This window comes from Nostoc sp. (assembly GCF_036917155.1).
In the GTDB taxonomy this organism is placed as follows: Bacteria; Cyanobacteriota; Cyanobacteriia; order Cyanobacteriales; family Nostocaceae; genus Nostoc.
Map to the genome: position 1 here is coordinate 37,349 of NZ_JBALDZ010000213.1, position 16,399 is coordinate 53,747.

Annotated in this window: 16 protein-coding genes and 1 pseudogene; 6 read left to right on the forward strand and 11 right to left on the reverse strand. The window is 44.7% G+C overall.

Annotated features, from left to right (window positions below; translation table 11 throughout):
- The first annotated feature begins 296 nt into the window (after window positions 1-296).
- Complete coding sequence (locus tag V7K67_RS27675; protein ID WP_335169293.1) at window positions 297-1,883, forward strand: NCS2 family permease; 1,587 nt, start codon at window positions 297-299, stop codon at window positions 1,881-1,883.
- A gap of 117 nt (window positions 1,884-2,000) precedes the next feature.
- On the opposite strand, the pseudogene V7K67_RS27680 reads toward V7K67_RS27675, so the two are convergent.
- From V7K67_RS27680 to V7K67_RS27715, 8 genes and pseudogenes are all read right to left on the reverse strand, one after another.
- A pseudogene (locus V7K67_RS27680) lies at window positions 2,001-2,171 on the reverse strand (nitrilotriacetate monooxygenase); the annotation flags it as partial.
- 400 nt (window positions 2,172-2,571) lie between these two features.
- Window positions 2,572-3,486 carry a TauD/TfdA dioxygenase family protein gene (locus V7K67_RS27685; protein WP_334730802.1) on the reverse strand — a complete coding sequence of 305 codons (915 nt, stop codon included), beginning with the start codon at window positions 3,484-3,486 and terminating at the stop codon, window positions 2,572-2,574.
- Between the two features lie 374 nt (window positions 3,487-3,860).
- Complete coding sequence (locus tag V7K67_RS27690; protein ID WP_334730801.1) at window positions 3,861-4,661, reverse strand: SDR family oxidoreductase; 801 nt, start codon at window positions 4,659-4,661, stop codon at window positions 3,861-3,863.
- A gap of 29 nt (window positions 4,662-4,690) precedes the next feature.
- On the reverse strand, window positions 4,691-5,038 hold the full coding sequence (locus V7K67_RS27695) for a hypothetical protein (protein ID WP_334730800.1): 348 nt from the start codon (window positions 5,036-5,038) through the stop codon (window positions 4,691-4,693).
- An 11-nt stretch (window positions 5,039-5,049) separates the two neighbouring features.
- The gene (locus tag V7K67_RS27700) at window positions 5,050-5,997 is read right to left on the reverse strand and encodes a zinc-binding dehydrogenase (RefSeq protein WP_334730799.1); all 948 of its coding nucleotides are present in this window, start codon (window positions 5,995-5,997) and stop codon (window positions 5,050-5,052) included.
- A 410-nt stretch (window positions 5,998-6,407) separates the two neighbouring features.
- A complete protein-coding gene (locus V7K67_RS27705) occupies window positions 6,408-7,874 on the reverse strand; it encodes a DICT sensory domain-containing protein (protein WP_334730798.1) in 1,467 nt (488 codons plus the stop codon).
- Between the two features lie 197 nt (window positions 7,875-8,071).
- Window positions 8,072-9,568 carry a UDP-N-acetylmuramoyl-L-alanyl-D-glutamate--2,6-diaminopimelate ligase gene (locus tag V7K67_RS27710; protein WP_335169296.1) on the reverse strand — a complete coding sequence of 499 codons (1,497 nt, stop codon included), beginning with the start codon at window positions 9,566-9,568 and terminating at the stop codon, window positions 8,072-8,074.
- 53 nt (window positions 9,569-9,621) lie between these two features.
- On the reverse strand, window positions 9,622-9,924 hold the full coding sequence (locus V7K67_RS27715; protein ID WP_334730796.1) for a glutaredoxin family protein: 303 nt from the start codon (window positions 9,922-9,924) through the stop codon (window positions 9,622-9,624).
- 88 nt (window positions 9,925-10,012) lie between these two features.
- On the opposite strand from V7K67_RS27715, the gene V7K67_RS27720 reads away from it, so the two are divergent.
- The 4 genes from V7K67_RS27720 (at window position 10,013) to V7K67_RS27735 (ending at window position 13,492) form a co-directional block, all read left to right on the forward strand.
- Window positions 10,013-10,201 carry a DUF4089 domain-containing protein gene (locus V7K67_RS27720; protein ID WP_334730795.1) on the forward strand — a complete coding sequence of 63 codons (189 nt, stop codon included), beginning with the start codon at window positions 10,013-10,015 and terminating at the stop codon, window positions 10,199-10,201.
- Window positions 10,198-11,610, forward strand: a complete 1,413-nt coding sequence (locus tag V7K67_RS27725; RefSeq protein ID WP_334730794.1) for an AtzE family amidohydrolase — start codon at window positions 10,198-10,200, stop codon at window positions 11,608-11,610. Before V7K67_RS27720 ends, V7K67_RS27725 begins: the two co-directional genes overlap by 4 nt.
- Window positions 11,611-11,731: 121 nt before the next feature.
- A complete protein-coding gene (locus tag V7K67_RS27730) occupies window positions 11,732-12,358 on the forward strand; it encodes a CDP-alcohol phosphatidyltransferase family protein (protein ID WP_334730793.1) in 627 nt (208 codons plus the stop codon).
- Between the two features lie 36 nt (window positions 12,359-12,394).
- Window positions 12,395-13,492, forward strand: a complete 1,098-nt coding sequence (locus tag V7K67_RS27735) for a sensor histidine kinase (protein ID WP_334707288.1) — start codon at window positions 12,395-12,397, stop codon at window positions 13,490-13,492.
- A gap of 68 nt (window positions 13,493-13,560) precedes the next feature.
- On the opposite strand, the gene V7K67_RS27740 is transcribed toward V7K67_RS27735, so the two are convergent.
- Window positions 13,561-13,686, reverse strand: a complete 126-nt coding sequence (locus V7K67_RS27740) for a hypothetical protein (protein ID WP_334730792.1) — start codon at window positions 13,684-13,686, stop codon at window positions 13,561-13,563.
- On the opposite strand from V7K67_RS27740, the gene V7K67_RS27745 reads away from it, so the two are divergent.
- A complete protein-coding gene (locus V7K67_RS27745; protein WP_334730791.1) occupies window positions 13,680-14,354 on the forward strand; it encodes a response regulator transcription factor in 675 nt (224 codons plus the stop codon). The genes V7K67_RS27740 and V7K67_RS27745 overlap by 7 nt on opposite strands.
- Before the next feature lie 124 nt (window positions 14,355-14,478).
- On the opposite strand, the gene V7K67_RS27750 is transcribed toward V7K67_RS27745, so the two are convergent.
- On the reverse strand, window positions 14,479-15,789 hold the full coding sequence (locus V7K67_RS27750; RefSeq protein WP_334730790.1) for a hybrid sensor histidine kinase/response regulator: 1,311 nt from the start codon (window positions 15,787-15,789) through the stop codon (window positions 14,479-14,481).
- Between the two features lie 266 nt (window positions 15,790-16,055).
- A complete protein-coding gene (locus V7K67_RS27755) occupies window positions 16,056-16,367 on the reverse strand; it encodes a hypothetical protein (RefSeq protein ID WP_335169300.1) in 312 nt (103 codons plus the stop codon).
- Window positions 16,368-16,399: the final 32 nt, after the last annotated feature.

Consider the following 16,399-nt stretch of genomic DNA (forward strand, 5'->3'; position numbering starts at 1 on the left):
TTAAAATTAGGGGATTTGTACAAGGACGTATTTTTTCTTGCGCTACGCGTCCCCTTAAAAAATGTTTTTATTTCTTTCATAAATAAATTTAGGGGCTTGTACCCTAAATCTTCGGGGCTAATTCTTGCACTGTTCCCTGTTCCCTCTTCCCTGTTCCCGCCCCGAAGGGGCTTGGTCAACTACCTACACCTGACAACGGCAATAGGTGTCATTTGCTTATCACCTGTAATACGATTGCTGGTATTCTAATAGCGGCAAGACCATTGCCAAACAATTGGCAACGCAAAAGTAAAACAATGGAAATCGCTACAACCAGAGTACCGCGTTGGTTCGTTCGCAGAGATATTGATGGTTTATTTGGGCTGGCGCTTGATAATTTTATTCAAATTTTATTGATTGTGAATTTGTGCCAAGGAGTGCTAGGCTTTCCTGAGTCGTTAGTTTATGGGCGGATTTTGCCAGGAGTTGCAATCAGTTTAGTTGTTGGTAATTTCTATTACGCAAGGCTAGCCGCATTGCAAGGAAAACGTGAGCAGAGAGACGATATTACTGCTTTGCCTTATGGGATTAACACCATCAGCCTTTTTGCCTATATTTTTCTGGTGATGCTGCCTGTAAAATTGGCGGCAATTTCTAGTGGTGCATCTGTGGAACAAGCTGCTGAATTAGCTTGGCAAGCAGGGTTGGTGGCTTGCTTTGGTTCTGGTTTGATAGAATTTGTCGGGGCATGGTTGGGAGAGCCACTCCGTCGCCTCGCTCCCCGTGCAGCATTGCTTTCCACTTTGGGCGGTATTGCAATCACTTTTATCGCCATTGGTTTTCTATTTCGTACATACGCCAATCCCGTAGTCGGCTTGGTGCCTCTTGGTGTAATTCTGCTGACTTATTTTGGGCGAGTGCGATTTGCCATACCTGGCGGCTTGTTGGCAGTGATGTTGGGAATTGCCCTTGCTTGGGTAACAGGTTTAGCCAGTTGGGATCATGCCAAGTTGATCGCTACCCTGGAACCAATTAGGCTTTATCTCCCTTCTTTGTGGCTAGGAAAATTGTGGAGCAGTCGTTCGGTCTTGGTTGAATATTTCAGTATCATTCTACCAATGGGATTATTTAATCTTGTTGGCAGTCTCCAGAATTTAGAAAGTGCCTCAGCTGCGGGTGATACTTATCCTGTGGCTCCTTGTCTGAGGGTAAATGGTATTGGTACATTGGTTGCTGCTATTTGTGGTTCCTGTTTCCCGACTACTATTTATATTGGTCATCCTGGCTGGAAAGCGATGGGAGCGAGAGTTGGTTACTCTATACTCAATGGTATAATTATGAGCTTGCTTTGCCTAAGTGGAACAGTGGCAATGCTGGCTTACTTTGTGCCGATTGAAGCTGGAATGGCAATTGTGTTGTGGATTGGGATTGTGATTGTCGCTCAAAGCTTTACAGCTACCCCGTCGCACCATGCACCTGCTGTGGTTGTTGGTCTATTGCCGGGTATTGCTGGTTGGGGTGCGCTAATTACGAAAAATGCACTTCGGGCAGCAGGCTTGGGCACGCCGGAAAAACCTTTCACACCAAGCTTGATTGAGCAGTTTAAGTTGAGTGATACGTATATTGATGGGGCTTTTGCTCTAGAGCAAGGGTTTATTTTTTCCGCCATGATTTTAGCTGGTATTACAGTTTACATTATTGAGCGCAAGTTTCGCCAAGCTGCCTATTGGTCTGCGATCGCTGCTGTCATTTCTTGGGTTGGGTTGATGCACAGTTATCGTTGGACTGTTGCAGATACAGTTGTTAATTTCGGCTGGGGAACTGGTGCGCCTTGGGCTATTGGCTATATGATGCAAGCAATTCTCTTTTTCTATGTCGATTGGCAAGAAAGACGTAAGGCTTGATGCGATCGCCCCTCAGTTCCGTAACTATCCCCTTTATTGGTAAAAAACTAAACACAAATGGGGAACTGATAGACCTGAACACGGTGCAGTCGCTCAAATTTCTCCTTGATACCCTTATGCGAGGAAAAGCATATCAAATTTACCCCGTTCAGCAGTTTGTGCCAGCTGCTTGTAATGTTGGAAGTTTAAACCTCCATCAGCCGGGGTGTTGGGATGTCGCCATGCTGCGACGTGATGACCACTACCGGGTAAAAATGCTCCGAGTTTAAGTTGTTTTTTTGTACTCATGTTTGTATTTGCGAGGGCGTACTTATACTTTTTTGTTCTCTTGTTTGGAACAAGAAAATGTTAGTTATTAAGACTCTGGTCTTGTTGCGAATGGCACTAAGTTAAGATACAGCCCCTTCGGGGCGGGAGTAGGGAGTAGGGAGTAGGGGAAAAAATTAGCCCCGAAATTGAGGTTTGAAGCCGTACAACTCTTAGAGACGCTACCGCGAACGTCCTGCTACGCGCTAACGCCTGCAAGTGGCGCGTTCGCGGTAGCGTTCGCACGAGAAAAAATCCTTGTATCCCAAGGTAGGTTGAAACCCCGCCCGATGTTAAGCCTGATTTGTTTCCCCATTCCCTACTCCCTACTCCCTTTCATAGAGATTGTCTAGCTGGTATTTGATTTTTACGCGAGTCCCTATTACGCAGTTACCGCCTCACGCCGATTGTACTCAGAAGCGTCTCCTTTGATCGCCTCACTTTGTTTACCATCAATGCCCACTGGGAGGTCGCCGACAATTGTCACTCGTTGAACGTGGCGGGGCTGATCGCCGTAATCTGCGATCGCATAATGTTGAGTAGCCCGATTGTCCCAAAAGGCTACGTCACCAACTTGCCAACGCCACCGGACTGTGTTTTCAGGACGTGTAATATATGCTTGCAACAGCCGCAGAATATCATCGGATTCAGTTGTTGATAAGCCACGGAACTGGCGCACAAATCCGCCGATGAATAGCCCCCGCTCTCCAGATTCGGGATGGATGCGTACAACTGGGTGCAGAGTCTCGTATACAGTGGAGGTGAAGACAGCCCGGTAAGCCTTGACATCTTCTGGTAGGTCGAATCCAGTTGCATAGTCGTATTTGTTGCTATGTACTGCCCAAAGTTGGTCTGCAAGATTACGCAAATGGATAGGTAAATCTTGGTATGCAGTCACGGAGTTTGCCCAGATTGTATCGCCACCAGATGGGGGAATGTCAAGCGCTCGTAAGATAGAGCCGAGAGGAGGACGGTCTACAAATGTTACATCAGTATGCCAGCTATTGGCGCGGGAAGTGGTGCGCCCATAATTCAGGTCTAAGACTTCTGGATTTTCTGGCAGCGATGGTACAGTTGGGTGGGCTGTAGTGACTTCACCAAAACGACGAGCGAAAGCAACCTGTCCATCAGCATCGAGTTGTTGCTGGCCACGGAAAAAGATCACTTTGTATTTGACTAGAGTCTTGCGAATATCACTGATGATGTCATCGCTGAGGTTAGAACTCAGATTAACACCAATAATTTCAGCACCGATACGTCCTGCAACTGGTTTGATATCAAAGTATTGAGAACCCATGTTTTTATCTCCAAGAAGTTTATGTTTTTACTACCCCTTCGGGGCGGGAGTAGGGAGTAGGGAGTAGGGAGTAGGGGAAGAAATTAGCCCCGAAATTGAGGTTTAAAGCCGTACAACTCTTAGAGACGCTACCGCGAACGTCCCGCTACGCGCTGCGCTAACGCCTGCAAGTGGCGCAGCGCGTAGCGTTCGCACGAGAAAAAATCCTTGTATCCCAAGGTAGGTTGAAACCCCGATGCCACTTGCTTTCTGCCGGGAAACCCGTCCACTGCAGTGGCTCCCCCTTGTGGGCGGCTTAGTTTCCCCACTCCCTACTCCCTTTCATAAAATGTAGAGACGCGATGAATCGCGTCTGATTCGTCGCGTCTCTACTGTTAAACACCAGGGGTAGATCCGCCATCAACGATAATCTCTGTTCCTGTAATTGATGCAGCAAGATCAGACACCAAAAATAACGCCAGCGCGGCAATTTCTTCTGGCTGGGCAATTCTTTTTAAAGGAATACTTTGGATGTTTTGTGCCTTCACTTCCTCGACGGTGATGCCTTGCGCTTGGGCATTTTGCCGCGCTAAAGTCTCGGCCCGCTCGGTAGCTGTAGCACCAGGGGAGATAGCGTTAATGCGAATCTTGTACTCGGCTAGCTCTTTAGAAATGCCCTTTGTGAAGTTCAGCAAAGCAGCATTGCTTGTACCACCAGCTAGGAAGTTAGGACGAGGTGTCCGTCCTGCACCACCAACTATATTGACAATCCGCCCATCACCGCGACTTTTTTGATGGGGAACGACGGCTCTAACTAAGCGGATATAGCCCAATAATTTTAAGTTCCAAGCATCCAAAAATAAATCATCAGTGGATTCTAGAAAAGACCCAGCACGGGCTGATCCGGCATTGTTAATCAAGATATCAATCTGATTAAACTGGGCTAATGTGGTTGAGACAACTTTCTCAATATCTTCTACTTTAGTCAAATCGGCGCTGATGGCAATAACTTTTGCGCCTGGGGTGGGTAAAGATTGGATTTCAGCTACAGCCCGATCTAAGCGTTCTTGATTGCGGGCTGCGATCGCCACATTCACACCCTCACTATAAAGTGCTTTGGCAGTAGCTAATCCAATTCCCGCACTTCCTCCAGTAACGATCGCTGTTTTACCTGATAGTTTTAGTTCTAAGCTCATACAAACTTACCCTCAAAAATGTAAGTAATTTATTTGCGAACCAATAATATTGCTGATTGAGAGCCTGTATTCTGGATGTCCAAGATGGCTTGATTTTCCTCAGAAGTGCAGCCCAGAAGTATTTTGATTTCTGCATCCCGTTTTTCCAAGTCAACACTACAAATGATGGCGGTGACTTTTTTACTAGACAAACTACCTATCCAGACATCAATATCGGCTCCATCTCCAGAGCGAGTGTTTTCCAAGTATCCATAGTCCAACGGATAAACAAAGGATGGATAACGTGGATGTGATGTCCCTTTTGGGCGATCTATCTTGACATTACTAATGGCTACAAGCTGATCTAGTTTGAACCAGAAGTCAGTACTATCCCTCATGCCATCTGCTCTTAGTTTGAAATGTGCAACACAGCTTTGCCAGGAAAACGTCTATCGAGTAGTTGTTGGGCTACATCAGCTATTTCTGTCCAAGAAGCTTCTAAATTGATGTGAGGATGTAACTTACCTGCTTCTACTAGACTTAAAAGCCGTTTTAAACCGACTGATGCTGATTCAAATCTCAATTCATCGAACAGACGTAAACCATACAGGCTCACGCTACCAGTCCCAAAAAATTGAGCCGCGTTGAATGTCACTTCAGATCCCCCAGATACTCCATACAGGACAGTTTTTCCATCCTGTGCCAGTAAGCCAAGGGCTACCCCCAAAGTCTTGCCACCTACTGACTCTACAATTAGATCGTAGGGGCCGTAATCGCTGGCGGGTGAAAGGTCTTCGCCAATCACCACCGATTGCGCTCCTGCTTCTCTAACTAGAGTTTCATAGCCAGCTTGACGAATATGTGCCACAACTTGCGCGCCTGACAGTTGCGCCAATTGAATAGCGAAGTAACCTACGCCTCCGGATGCGCCTGTAACCAGAACTGTCCGACCCAAAAGTGAACCACCTTTTAAGACTGCATGGTATGCAGTTAAACCTGCTACAGGCAGTGTGGCAGCTTGAGCAAAAGATACCGATGGTGGCACTTCTGCTAAGGCGTTGCTGGGAACAGATACGAGTTCTGCCCAAGCACCGGCGCGGCGCAAGCCTACTACACGCGCCCCTTGAGAAGGCCCCGATCCATCGGCGGCGGGGATTTCCACGACACCTGCCAAGTCCCAACCAGGCTGCCAACCAGCCTCAGCAGTGGTTGAACGTTTTACCTCTCCCCGATTCAGGGAAATCGCTGCTACCCGCACTAGAGCTTCATCTGGGGCTGGCTTTGGTGCAGTCACTTCGCTCAGTGCCAAACGCCCCGGCACATTGGGATCAACAATCACAGCACGTATTTTGCTCATAAGGTTGCCCTGGCTTAGAGATTAATTTCTAGTTTGTTGGTTCGCAATGTATTGTCTGTAATAGTGTGTAATAGATAGATTCGCTATTGATTCTTAACTGCAAATTCCTAAAACTAGGTTAACGAAACCCATAAACTACGGTATTTCGATAAATTTGCAGTATTTTAAAGAAGTAAAAAGTAAGTTATCACAGGCAGCTAGAAGAATCAAGCATTTTGTGAAAAGATTTGTTTCACCAATGGTTGGGGACTGGGGATTGGGGATTGGGGACTGGGGGGAGAATAATAACTCAGCACTCAGAACTCATCACTCATCACTCATCACTCATCACTCATCACTCTCAAGTTTTCGAGACGCGATAAATCGCCGTCTCTACAAGTGTTTTGTTGCTCATTCTGAACTGTATTGGGTTATAACTCATTTTCTGTAGCGATCGCTTTTGGGATATTGCCAACACTTGCCAGTTGTACCGTAAAGGTAGAACCTTCATATAATTTACTTTTTACAGAAATAGATCCGCCACAGCGCAGCAGTAATTGCTGTACGATTGTTAATCCCAACCCAGCACCACCATAATCTTCTGTTGCTGCTGTACGCACACGATAAAACCGATCAAAGATTTTGGGAATTTCGTTTTCGGCAATACCGATACCTGTATCTCGGAATTCTAATTGGACATAATTGCCTTGAGTACGGGCACGCACCCATACTTCTCCTCCATGAGAAGTAAACTTGATGCTGTTGTGCAGTAAATTAATCACAATTTGCCTCAGCCCACCACTCACGCACCAAACAGATGGGAGTTCAGTAGGTACGGTGTAGGCTAACATAATCCCTTTTTCTTGGGCTAGAGGTTGATAGGTACTGACTACTCCAGGTACAATCTCTGAGAGGCGCACCGACTCCAAAGTAGTCCCTTCTAAATTGTGTTCTAGCTGCACCAATTCCAACAAACCAGTAATCAGGGAATTTTGCTGATCGCACTGGGTATTTAACATCTGTAAATAACGTTGTCGCTGGGGGGGCTTGAGATTAGGGGAATTCAATAATGAAAGTGCTGTCTTCATGTGCGTTAGGGGTGTACGCAATTCCTGACACACATTTTTCAGGTATTCATCTTTGAGTTGCTCTTTGTTGTGCAGTTCTTGATTTTGTAACTGCAATTTAGTAGTGCGTATTTTAATGATTTGACGATTAATCTCATCTTGCCGCAGGAGTTGTTTTGCGAACAATTGATTCATGAGTAAGGCTTGGGGGACAGATGGGCAAATAAAACTAGCAGGTAAAATTGGGGATGATTCTGGCGTAATTGCTTGTTGGATACCATCAAATACTTGCTGAATTACTCTCCCCTCAACAGTATTTATAATCAGCAACGGCCGGTTTTTATTAGTTTTTACCTTCCCCGATGTCCGATTTTTGGTTTTTTTCAGTGGTCGATGAGCCAAAATTAAACTGCAAAACTGGGGTGATAACACCATCAGAAAGTTTTCTCGTCGCAGTTGGCTATCTGGTGGTAGATGAACGGGGACATGATTGGGGGATGAGGGAGATGAGGAGGTATTTACTCTTCCCTCTCCCTCATCTTCCCCATCTCCCCCATCTCCCTCTCTACCCCTCTCCTGAATCTGGCAAGTATAGATGAGACTAGACGCACCTACCGAAGATTGATAACGCGCTAATTCTGATTGCCAAATTTTTTCTGGTGGTAGCTTCACCCATAAAGTAGCTGCAATTTGCTCCTCAATTAGTAAATCAATTTGCGCTCTCACTAGTGATAGCAGAGTAGCAGGACTGAGGGACAATGGTTTAGGAGGCGCTTGCACTCCCATCACCAGTTGATAAACAGACAGATCCTTAGCTAGAGAAACATTCATGAGTCAAGCACAAAAATGATGAAGCAAGAAATAATTCTGTCTTCGATTTTCACCTTTATGTGTGCATTTTTTACAAAATCCCCACGGAAAGAAACATTAACTATAAAAAATTCCACTTACAAGGGGGCAGGGGGGCAGGGGGAGCAGGGGAAGAAGAATTATTAATGCCCAATGCCCAATGCCCCATGCTCAAATTGTTATATTTTCAGTCTTTCGTGTAAAGCATTGCGTGCGTGTTCTCGGTCGTCAAAATGGATTTTTTCGGTGCCGAGAATTTGATAATCTTCGTGACCTTTACCAGCAAGCAATACCCCATCACCGGGTTGTGCTTGTAAAATAGCGGTACGAATTGCGATCGCTCGATCGCAAATTACAGTTGGCTGCACTGTGTCAGCTATTCCTGCCAAAATATCTTGCAAAATCCTTTCTGGATCTTCAGTTCGGGGATTATCTGATGTCACCACTGCCACATCAGCTAACTCAGCGGCAATTTTACCCATTTTTGGGCGCTTAGTGCGATCGCGATCGCCTCCACAACCAAACACACAAATTACCTTACCCGGTATAAACGGACGTGCTGCTTTCAGCAAATTTTCTAGGCTATCGGGTGTGTGGGCATAATCCACAATCACGCTAATATCTTGCTTGGTATTAATTTGTATCCGTTCCATCCGTCCGGGAACTCCGGGAAACTCAGGTATTACAGATGTCACTAACTGTAAATCTAGCCCTAAGTGTAAAACCGCTCCTACGGCTGCGAGAAGATTTTCTAAATTATATTGTCCGACTAGGGGCGATCGAAAAGCCACATCACCTTTTGGTGTATGTAATGTCCCACTAACACCATTGGGCTGGTAATTTAAATCACTCATCCATAAATCGGCGCTATTGTCGTTGACGCTGTAACTCCAAACTCGTTGGGAATCTAACGAAGCAATTAACCGTTTGCCATAAGTATCATCAGCATTAATTATTGCCCGTCCCTTGAGATAATTCGGACTAAATAACAAGGCTTTGGCAGCAAAGTAATCTTCCATGTCGCTGTGATAGTCGAGATGGTCTTGAGTAAGATTACTAAACACCCCTACTTCAAATTCACACCCCAATACTCTACCTTGAGCCAAGGCGTGAGAACTTACTTCCATCACCCCGAAATCACTACCAGCATTTACGGCCTCTGCTAGCTGCTGTTGCAATTCCACTGCAAAGGGTGTAGTGTGGGCAGCAGTTTGCTCAAAACCTGCCCAACGAGTGTAGAGAGTTCCTATCAAAGCTGTCGCTAAATTAGCTTTGATGAGCAGAAATTCGATTAGATGAGTAGTTGTAGTTTTACCATTTGTACCAGTCACGCCTACCAGCTTAAGTTTGCGTCCCGGATAACCGTAAAAAGCACTGGCTATTTGGGCACAAGCTTGAGTTATGTTACTGGCACTGATAACTACAGCCTCATTTGTGGGAGGATTTTTTTGTGCCGCTTCGGGAGAGACGATCGCAGCAACAGCCCCCGATGCGATCGCACTTTGCCAAAATTCCCCACCATCAACCCGCGTTCCTGGCATCCCAATAAATAAATCTCCCACACGACAAGCATGGGAATTCGTCTTTAAACCCCTAACTTCCACATCCTCTAAAGTCGGATGGCTAGGCAATTGCTCAACACTGTCTACCGCTGTTAGTAATTCCCGCAATTTCATTTTGTGAACCTCGTCACATTCTTGAGCTTGCGCTTATTCTGCATTATTTTTTTCTAATTGGCTAAATATTTACGCAACATTTGCTCCAACTGTTGCACACTAGCACGAGGAGAAAGACGTGGCAATAATTTCTCACTCCCCTCCGCGTCCTTGGCGTCTTCTCTGCGAGACGCTGCGCGATGGCGGTTCGATAAATAAAGTACCGGCACTTCATACTGATATGCAGCAAACCAATCTTCACGAGTTGTAATATCTCTAACTTCCAACTCGAAACTGAGATTTTGGATTTGTTCTAGCTTTTCTTGCAAGCCTTCACATAAATGACAGCCGGGTTTACTGTATAAGATTAATCGCATTTCAGTTGTCGCAAGAAGTTATAAGTTTAGAATAACGTAGACGTTTCGGCTTGCCGCAGGCTACCGCCAAGGACGCAGAGGGGGAGAGATGGAAGGTATGAGTTTTAATGTGGGTGAGTATGTCGATCAAATGGGGTTATTGTTGGATTTAGAGATCACAGATCAGTATCGTGATGGGGTGGTGGCAAATTTTGAGAGAATTAGAGCGATCGCTAGTCTTATAAATTCTTTCCCTTTACCAGAGGATGTTGAAGTTGTACCAGTTTTTGAACCATGAATGATGCTGTATCAATAGCTGCTGCTGTGCGTGAAGGCAAAGTTAGCGCTGTGGAAGTTACTAAGGCGGCGTTAGCACGAATCGCAGCAGGGGATAATCAACTCAACTGTTTTACGGCTGTGACTGCTGAGACAGCTTTCAGGGATGCAGCACGTATTGATAGAGAAATTGCCCAAGGTAATCATCCTGGAATACTTGGTGGTGTACCTTTTGCGGTGAAAAATCTCTTTGATATTGCTGGTTTAACAACTCTGGCGGGATCGAAAATCAATGCAGAAAATCCAGTCGCAAGCCTTGATGCAGCAGCAGTAGCGAAGCTGAAACAAGCGGGTGCTGTGCTAGTTGGCGCCTTGAATATGGATGAGTACGCTTATGGATTTGTCACGGAAAACTCCCATTACGGTGCTACTCACAACCCCCATGATTTACAGCGAGTTGCTGGTGGTTCATCGGGTGGTTCGGCGGCGGCGGTTGCGGCTGGGTTAGTACCATTGACATTGGGTTCTGATACTAATGGTTCAATTCGGGTTCCGGCGGCGTTGTGTGGCGTTTTTGGTTTTAAGCCGACTTACGGAAGGTTATCTCGTGCTGGGGTAGCTTTATTTTCTAGCAGTTTTGACCACATTGGCCCTTTTGCGCGTTCGGTGCAAGATATCGCTACGGTGTTTGATGTGCTTCAGGGAGAAGACGATCGCGATCCAGTTTGTACAAAGCGTCCGCCTGAATTGGTTTTACCACAACTTAAACAAGATATCTCTGATATCAGAATTGCCATTGCCGCTGATTACTTTGTTAAAGGTGCAGAACCCGAAGCTTTAGCAGCAGTCCAAAAGGTAGCTGATGCTTTAAATGTCACTGAATACGTAACTATACCAGAAACGCACCTCGCCCGTGCAGCAGCCTTTGTGATTACAGCAAGCGAGGGTGCAAATCTGCATTTGCATCAGTTGCAATGTCGTCCTCAAGATTTTGATCCAGCGACACGCGATCGCTTTTTAGCTGGGGCGTTAATTCCGAGTAGCTGGTATCTCCAAGCACAACGATTTAGACAATGGTATCGCGATCGTGTGCGGGAAGTTTTTCAAAATGTCGATGTAATTCTTGCCCCAACCACACCAATTTCAGCACCACTAATTGGTCAACAAACCATGATTTTGGATGGCGAAGAAATTCTTGTCCGTCCTCATTTAGGGCTATTTACTCAACCATTATCTTTCATTGGTTTACCTGTTTTATCAGTACCAATTGAGCGCCAAAATGCCTTACCTTCAGGTGTGCAATTGATTGCAGCACCATATAATGAAGCATTAATTTTACGGGTTGCAGCTGCGTTAGAGGCGAAAAGTGTAGTTTCAGCACCAGTCGCGTCGCTGCGCTCCGAATTAAAAATTAATGATCTCTATAAATAAATTTAGTTGCCCTGTATCCTTTTCATTTTCGAGCAGTAATTTTCAAGCGTTCCTACGGTGTGTTGCATCCAAATGAGAACCGCTATGATATTTCAAGACCAGATCAAATCTAAGTTTATCTATGACCACAAAGCCTTGGGATGCTCAACTTGCTTACAGGCTAATTAAACCTTTAAAAGATAGTTGGGTAAACCCTAATCATCTCACCACAGTCAGACTTGTAACTGGGTTAGCGGCTGCCATCGCGATGTCTACAACAGGCTACACCTACGCAGTTAGCAATGTCATCTGGGCTAACATTGGAGCAGCGCTGTTTGCTTTATCTAACTTTCTAGATCATACAGACGGTGAATTAGCCCGTTTGAGTGGAAAAAGCAGCAAATGGGGACATCAGTATGACCTTGCTAGTGACGCCATCATCCATATTCTTTTGTTTGTGTGTATTGGATATGGTCTTAGGGAAGGAAGATTTGGTTGGTGGGCATTGCTGATGGGGATAGTCTCTGGCGTATCTGTTGCCTGCATCTTTCATTTGCGAAACCAAATGGAACAGCGTTCAGGTAAAGAGGCTAACCATCAACCAAATTTCGCCGGGTTTGATATTGAAGACGTGCTATATTTGTTTCCCATCGTTACCTTATTAAATGGACTAGAGCCATTATTAATAGCAGCGACAATTGGCGCACCAACCTTTGCTATATGGGTAATTTGGCAATTTCTGGAACTCCCGCAGCCTGAATCAAACTAGTACCGTAAGGCGGAATTAAAAATTAAAAATTAATAGATGTTAAGTCGATTATTGACTATAAAAGAAGCTATCAATGAGCGTGGGGAGACTTATGGTCTAATAGCGATCGCCTTTGCGATCGTTATAGTGCTGGAATATTTGACACCCTCTGAGTACGTATTTGGCTACCTCTACACGGGGACAATTTTGTTAGCAGATTCCCGATTGAATCGGGGAGCAGTTTTGGGTATAACTCTTGCTGCTACAGGATTAACACTGTTGAATTTGTTTGTCCCAGGAGGAGAAATAATTGCTCTCCCAACGTTGGCAAATAGGTTGATTGCAGTACTGGCGTTGATAGTAACAGGTTGGTTAAGCGATCGCAACCACCGGAATGAAGAAGCGATCGCTTATACCCAAGCACAATTACGCTCTCAAGAACAACTAGCGATTATGCGTGAAGATTTTGTCTCTACCCTAACGCATGATTTGAAAACACCCCTATTAGGAGCAATTGAAACGCTGAAATATTTTCAAAATGAGCAATTTGGTGAAATTACGCCTATGCAAGCAAAAGTCTTACAAACAATGGCTCGTAGTCATCGGAGTACACTGCAATTAGTCCAAACTCTTTTAGATGTCTACCGCAATGATGCCGAAGGGCTGAAACTACAAATATCACCCGTTAACTTGGTGACAGTAGCAGAGGAGATCATTGCTACCCTGAGTGAACTAGCGAGAACACGTCAGGTTTATATTTCTCTGCACTATGGTGAATCAGATTTTCGGAGTTTTCTCTGGGTAAATGGCGATTCTTTACAACTTGGGCGAGTCTTCACCAATCTTCTGAGTAATGGCATTAACCATACCCCTCGTGGCGGTAAAGTGGAAGTAGTATTTGAAGGTTATTCTAGCGATCAAGTGGTAAAAATACTCGATACTGGTTCCGGCATTACCGAAAAAGAATTACCCCACTTATTTGAGAGGTTTTATCAAGGAAATAGCGATCGCCACGTCTCCGGTTCTGGACTAGGACTTTATTTGACCAGGCAAATTATAGCTGCTCATGGGGGTACAATTTGGGCAGAGAATCGCTCACCACGTGGCGCACTTTTTGGTTTCCGACTTCCTGCTTGCCCACCACCGGGGAGTTGAGGGGGATTGGGATTGGGGACTGGGGACTGGGGACTGGGGACTGGGGACAAGGGGAAAAGGAGAATAACCTATGCCCAATCCCTAATCCCAATCCCTAATCCCAATCCCAATCCCAATCCCAATCCCAATCCCAATCCCAATCCCAATCCCCAATCCCCAATCCCCAATCCCCAATGCCCAATTACTAATGACAAAAATCTTACTCGTTGAAGATGATGAATTATTTCGGCTTGGTCTGCGGATGCGGTTGCAACAAGAAACCAGTTTGGAGATTGTCGCAGAAGCAGAAGATGGGGAACAAGCTGTAGAATTAGCAAATCGCTATCCTCTGGATTTGGTCTTACTGGATATAGGTTTACCAGGAATTGGCGGGATTGAGGCTTGTCGCCAAATCAAGCAGAAGCACCCAAATTTACCAATTCTCGTTTTAACATCTCGTTCTGAAAAGCCCCTGATTTCGCGGTTAATTGCCGCTGGGGCCCAAGGTTATTGTTTAAAAGGTATTCCTGCTGAGTCTCTGATATTGGCGGTGCGATCGGTTGCAGCGGGCGCTTCTTGGTGGGATCAAACGGCAACAACAGAAATTAGAGCCGCTTTTGAGGGCAATTCAATGGCGATGCAGTCAGGAAAAACTGAGGAATCCTTAGAAAATCCCTTAACGAAGCGCGAACAAGAAATTTTGGCACTAGTAGCAGCTGGCAAAAGCAATCAAGAAATTGCTGAAATTCTCTACATTGCCCCTGGTACAGTAAGGGTTCACGTTCATGCTATTTTACAGAAACTAGAAGTACGCGATCGCACTCAAGCCGCAGTTTTAGCTATCCAAAAAGGATTAGTAGCACCAGAATTGTTGATTAATTAGATTTTATCGGGGACTGGGGACTGGGGATTAGGGATTGGGGATTGGGATTAGGGACTGGGATTAGGGATTGGGCATAGGTTATTCTCCTTGTCCCCTTGTCGCCAATCCCCAATCCCCAGTCCCTTTAAGAAATCTCAGGTTGCTCTATGGGAATTTCGATCGCAAATTCTGCTCCTTTGCCAACAGATGAGTTACAGGTAATATTTCCTCGGTGTTTTTGGACGATAATCTGATAGCTAATGGATAATCCTAGCCCACTACCTTTACCCACAGGTTTTGTGGTAAAAAATGGGTCAAATAAACGCGATCGCAATGATTCTTCAATACCAAGACCATTATCTGCGATCGCAATTTTGACCATATTTAAGTCTGTCACCTCTGTATGAATCCGAATTTTGGGAGTATAAAGTAGGGAGTAGGGAGTAGAAGATTTATTTTCCACTCCCTCTTCTATTGCATCAATAGCATTATTCAACAAATGCATAAATACTTGATTTAGTTCACTCGCATAACAAGTTACTAGGGGCAAATTACCATAATCTTTGACTATAATAATTGCCGAACGATCGGCTGTTTCTCTGAGCCGATGTTGTAACATCACCAAAGTATTTTCAATGTCTTCATGGATATTTACCCGCTTCATCTCTGCTTCATCATGCCGAGAGAAGTGTTGTAGCGCCAGTACAATTTCCCGAATCCGATCGGAGCCTCTATACATTGCACCTATCAGGTTTTGTAGATCCTTAATCATAAAATTCAGGTCTATATCTTTGGCTATTTCCTGAATTTTTGGTGTGGGTTTGGGATATTCCTGTTGATAGACCTCGATCATATTTACTAGGTCTTCTACATATTGACCAGCATATTGGAGATTCCCATAAATGAAACTGATCGGATTATTAATCTCATGAGCCAGCCCAGCTACTAACTGTCCCAAAGCCACCATCTTTTCGTTTTGAATTTGTTGAACTTGAGAGGCTTGCAAATTATCTAAAGCCTGTTGGAGTAAAAAGTTTTTTTCTTGTAGTTTAACTTGGAGCAAACGTAAATTAATCTGGTTTTCAATTCGCAACACCACCTCTGCCCCATGAAACGGTTTGGCAATATAATCTACACCACCAACATCAAAAGCTTTTACCTTATCTACAACATCATCCAGGGCGCTAATAAAAATTACTGGAACTTCACAAGTTTTATCGTCAGCTTTCAGTTGTTGACAAACTTCATAGCCATCCATACCTGGCATGTTGATATCCAGCAAAATTACATCAGGCAAAACCATTTGACAGGCAGTCAGTGCCATTTTACCGTTTAAGGCTTTGCGAACTTCAAAACCTTGTGCAGTCAACATCGCCGATAAAAGCCGTAAATTATCTGGCGTATCATCTACCACCAAAATATTTCTTTTGTAATTGTTAGTTTGATTAAAATGCATTATTATCAGAAGCTATGCGTATAATTATTAAGGATAGTAAATGCTTATTTGAAATCACCCTAAAATTTATTGACCAATTTCACCAAAATACTTATATTTATAGTTTAACTCCCACGGTGACTGGAGAGTTTTACCGACTATAAAAGCTATTAGCCAGTTATGAGCTTTACCTAAGGGGAGCAACTTTTTAAGACAAGGTGTACTTGTTTAAAATCTTTAAATTTATTTATGAAAAAAGTGAAGGTTTAAAACCGTACTTCGTCCCGCTACGCTAACACCCGCAAGTGGCGCGTTCGCGGTAGCGTCTCGTAGAGAAAGAATCCTTGTCTCCCAAGGTAGGTAGAAACCCCACCCCTTGTAGGTGGCTGAATTGAATTTTGAATTTTGTTAGCGCAGCGTAAAGCCTTCTCTTCTCCTGTCGGAGACGCTGCGCGAACGAGAGGCAACGCCTTCGGCATGGCTTGTCTGCGACACGCTACGCGTAGCTTGCTTCTCCGTAGGAGTACGCTTAGAGCGAGTCTTCTCCCTTCGCGTAGCGTCTCGTAGAGAGCGTCATTTTGAATTTTGAATTGATTCATGGAGTTTGCCTCCTAAGCTAATGAGCATTTAA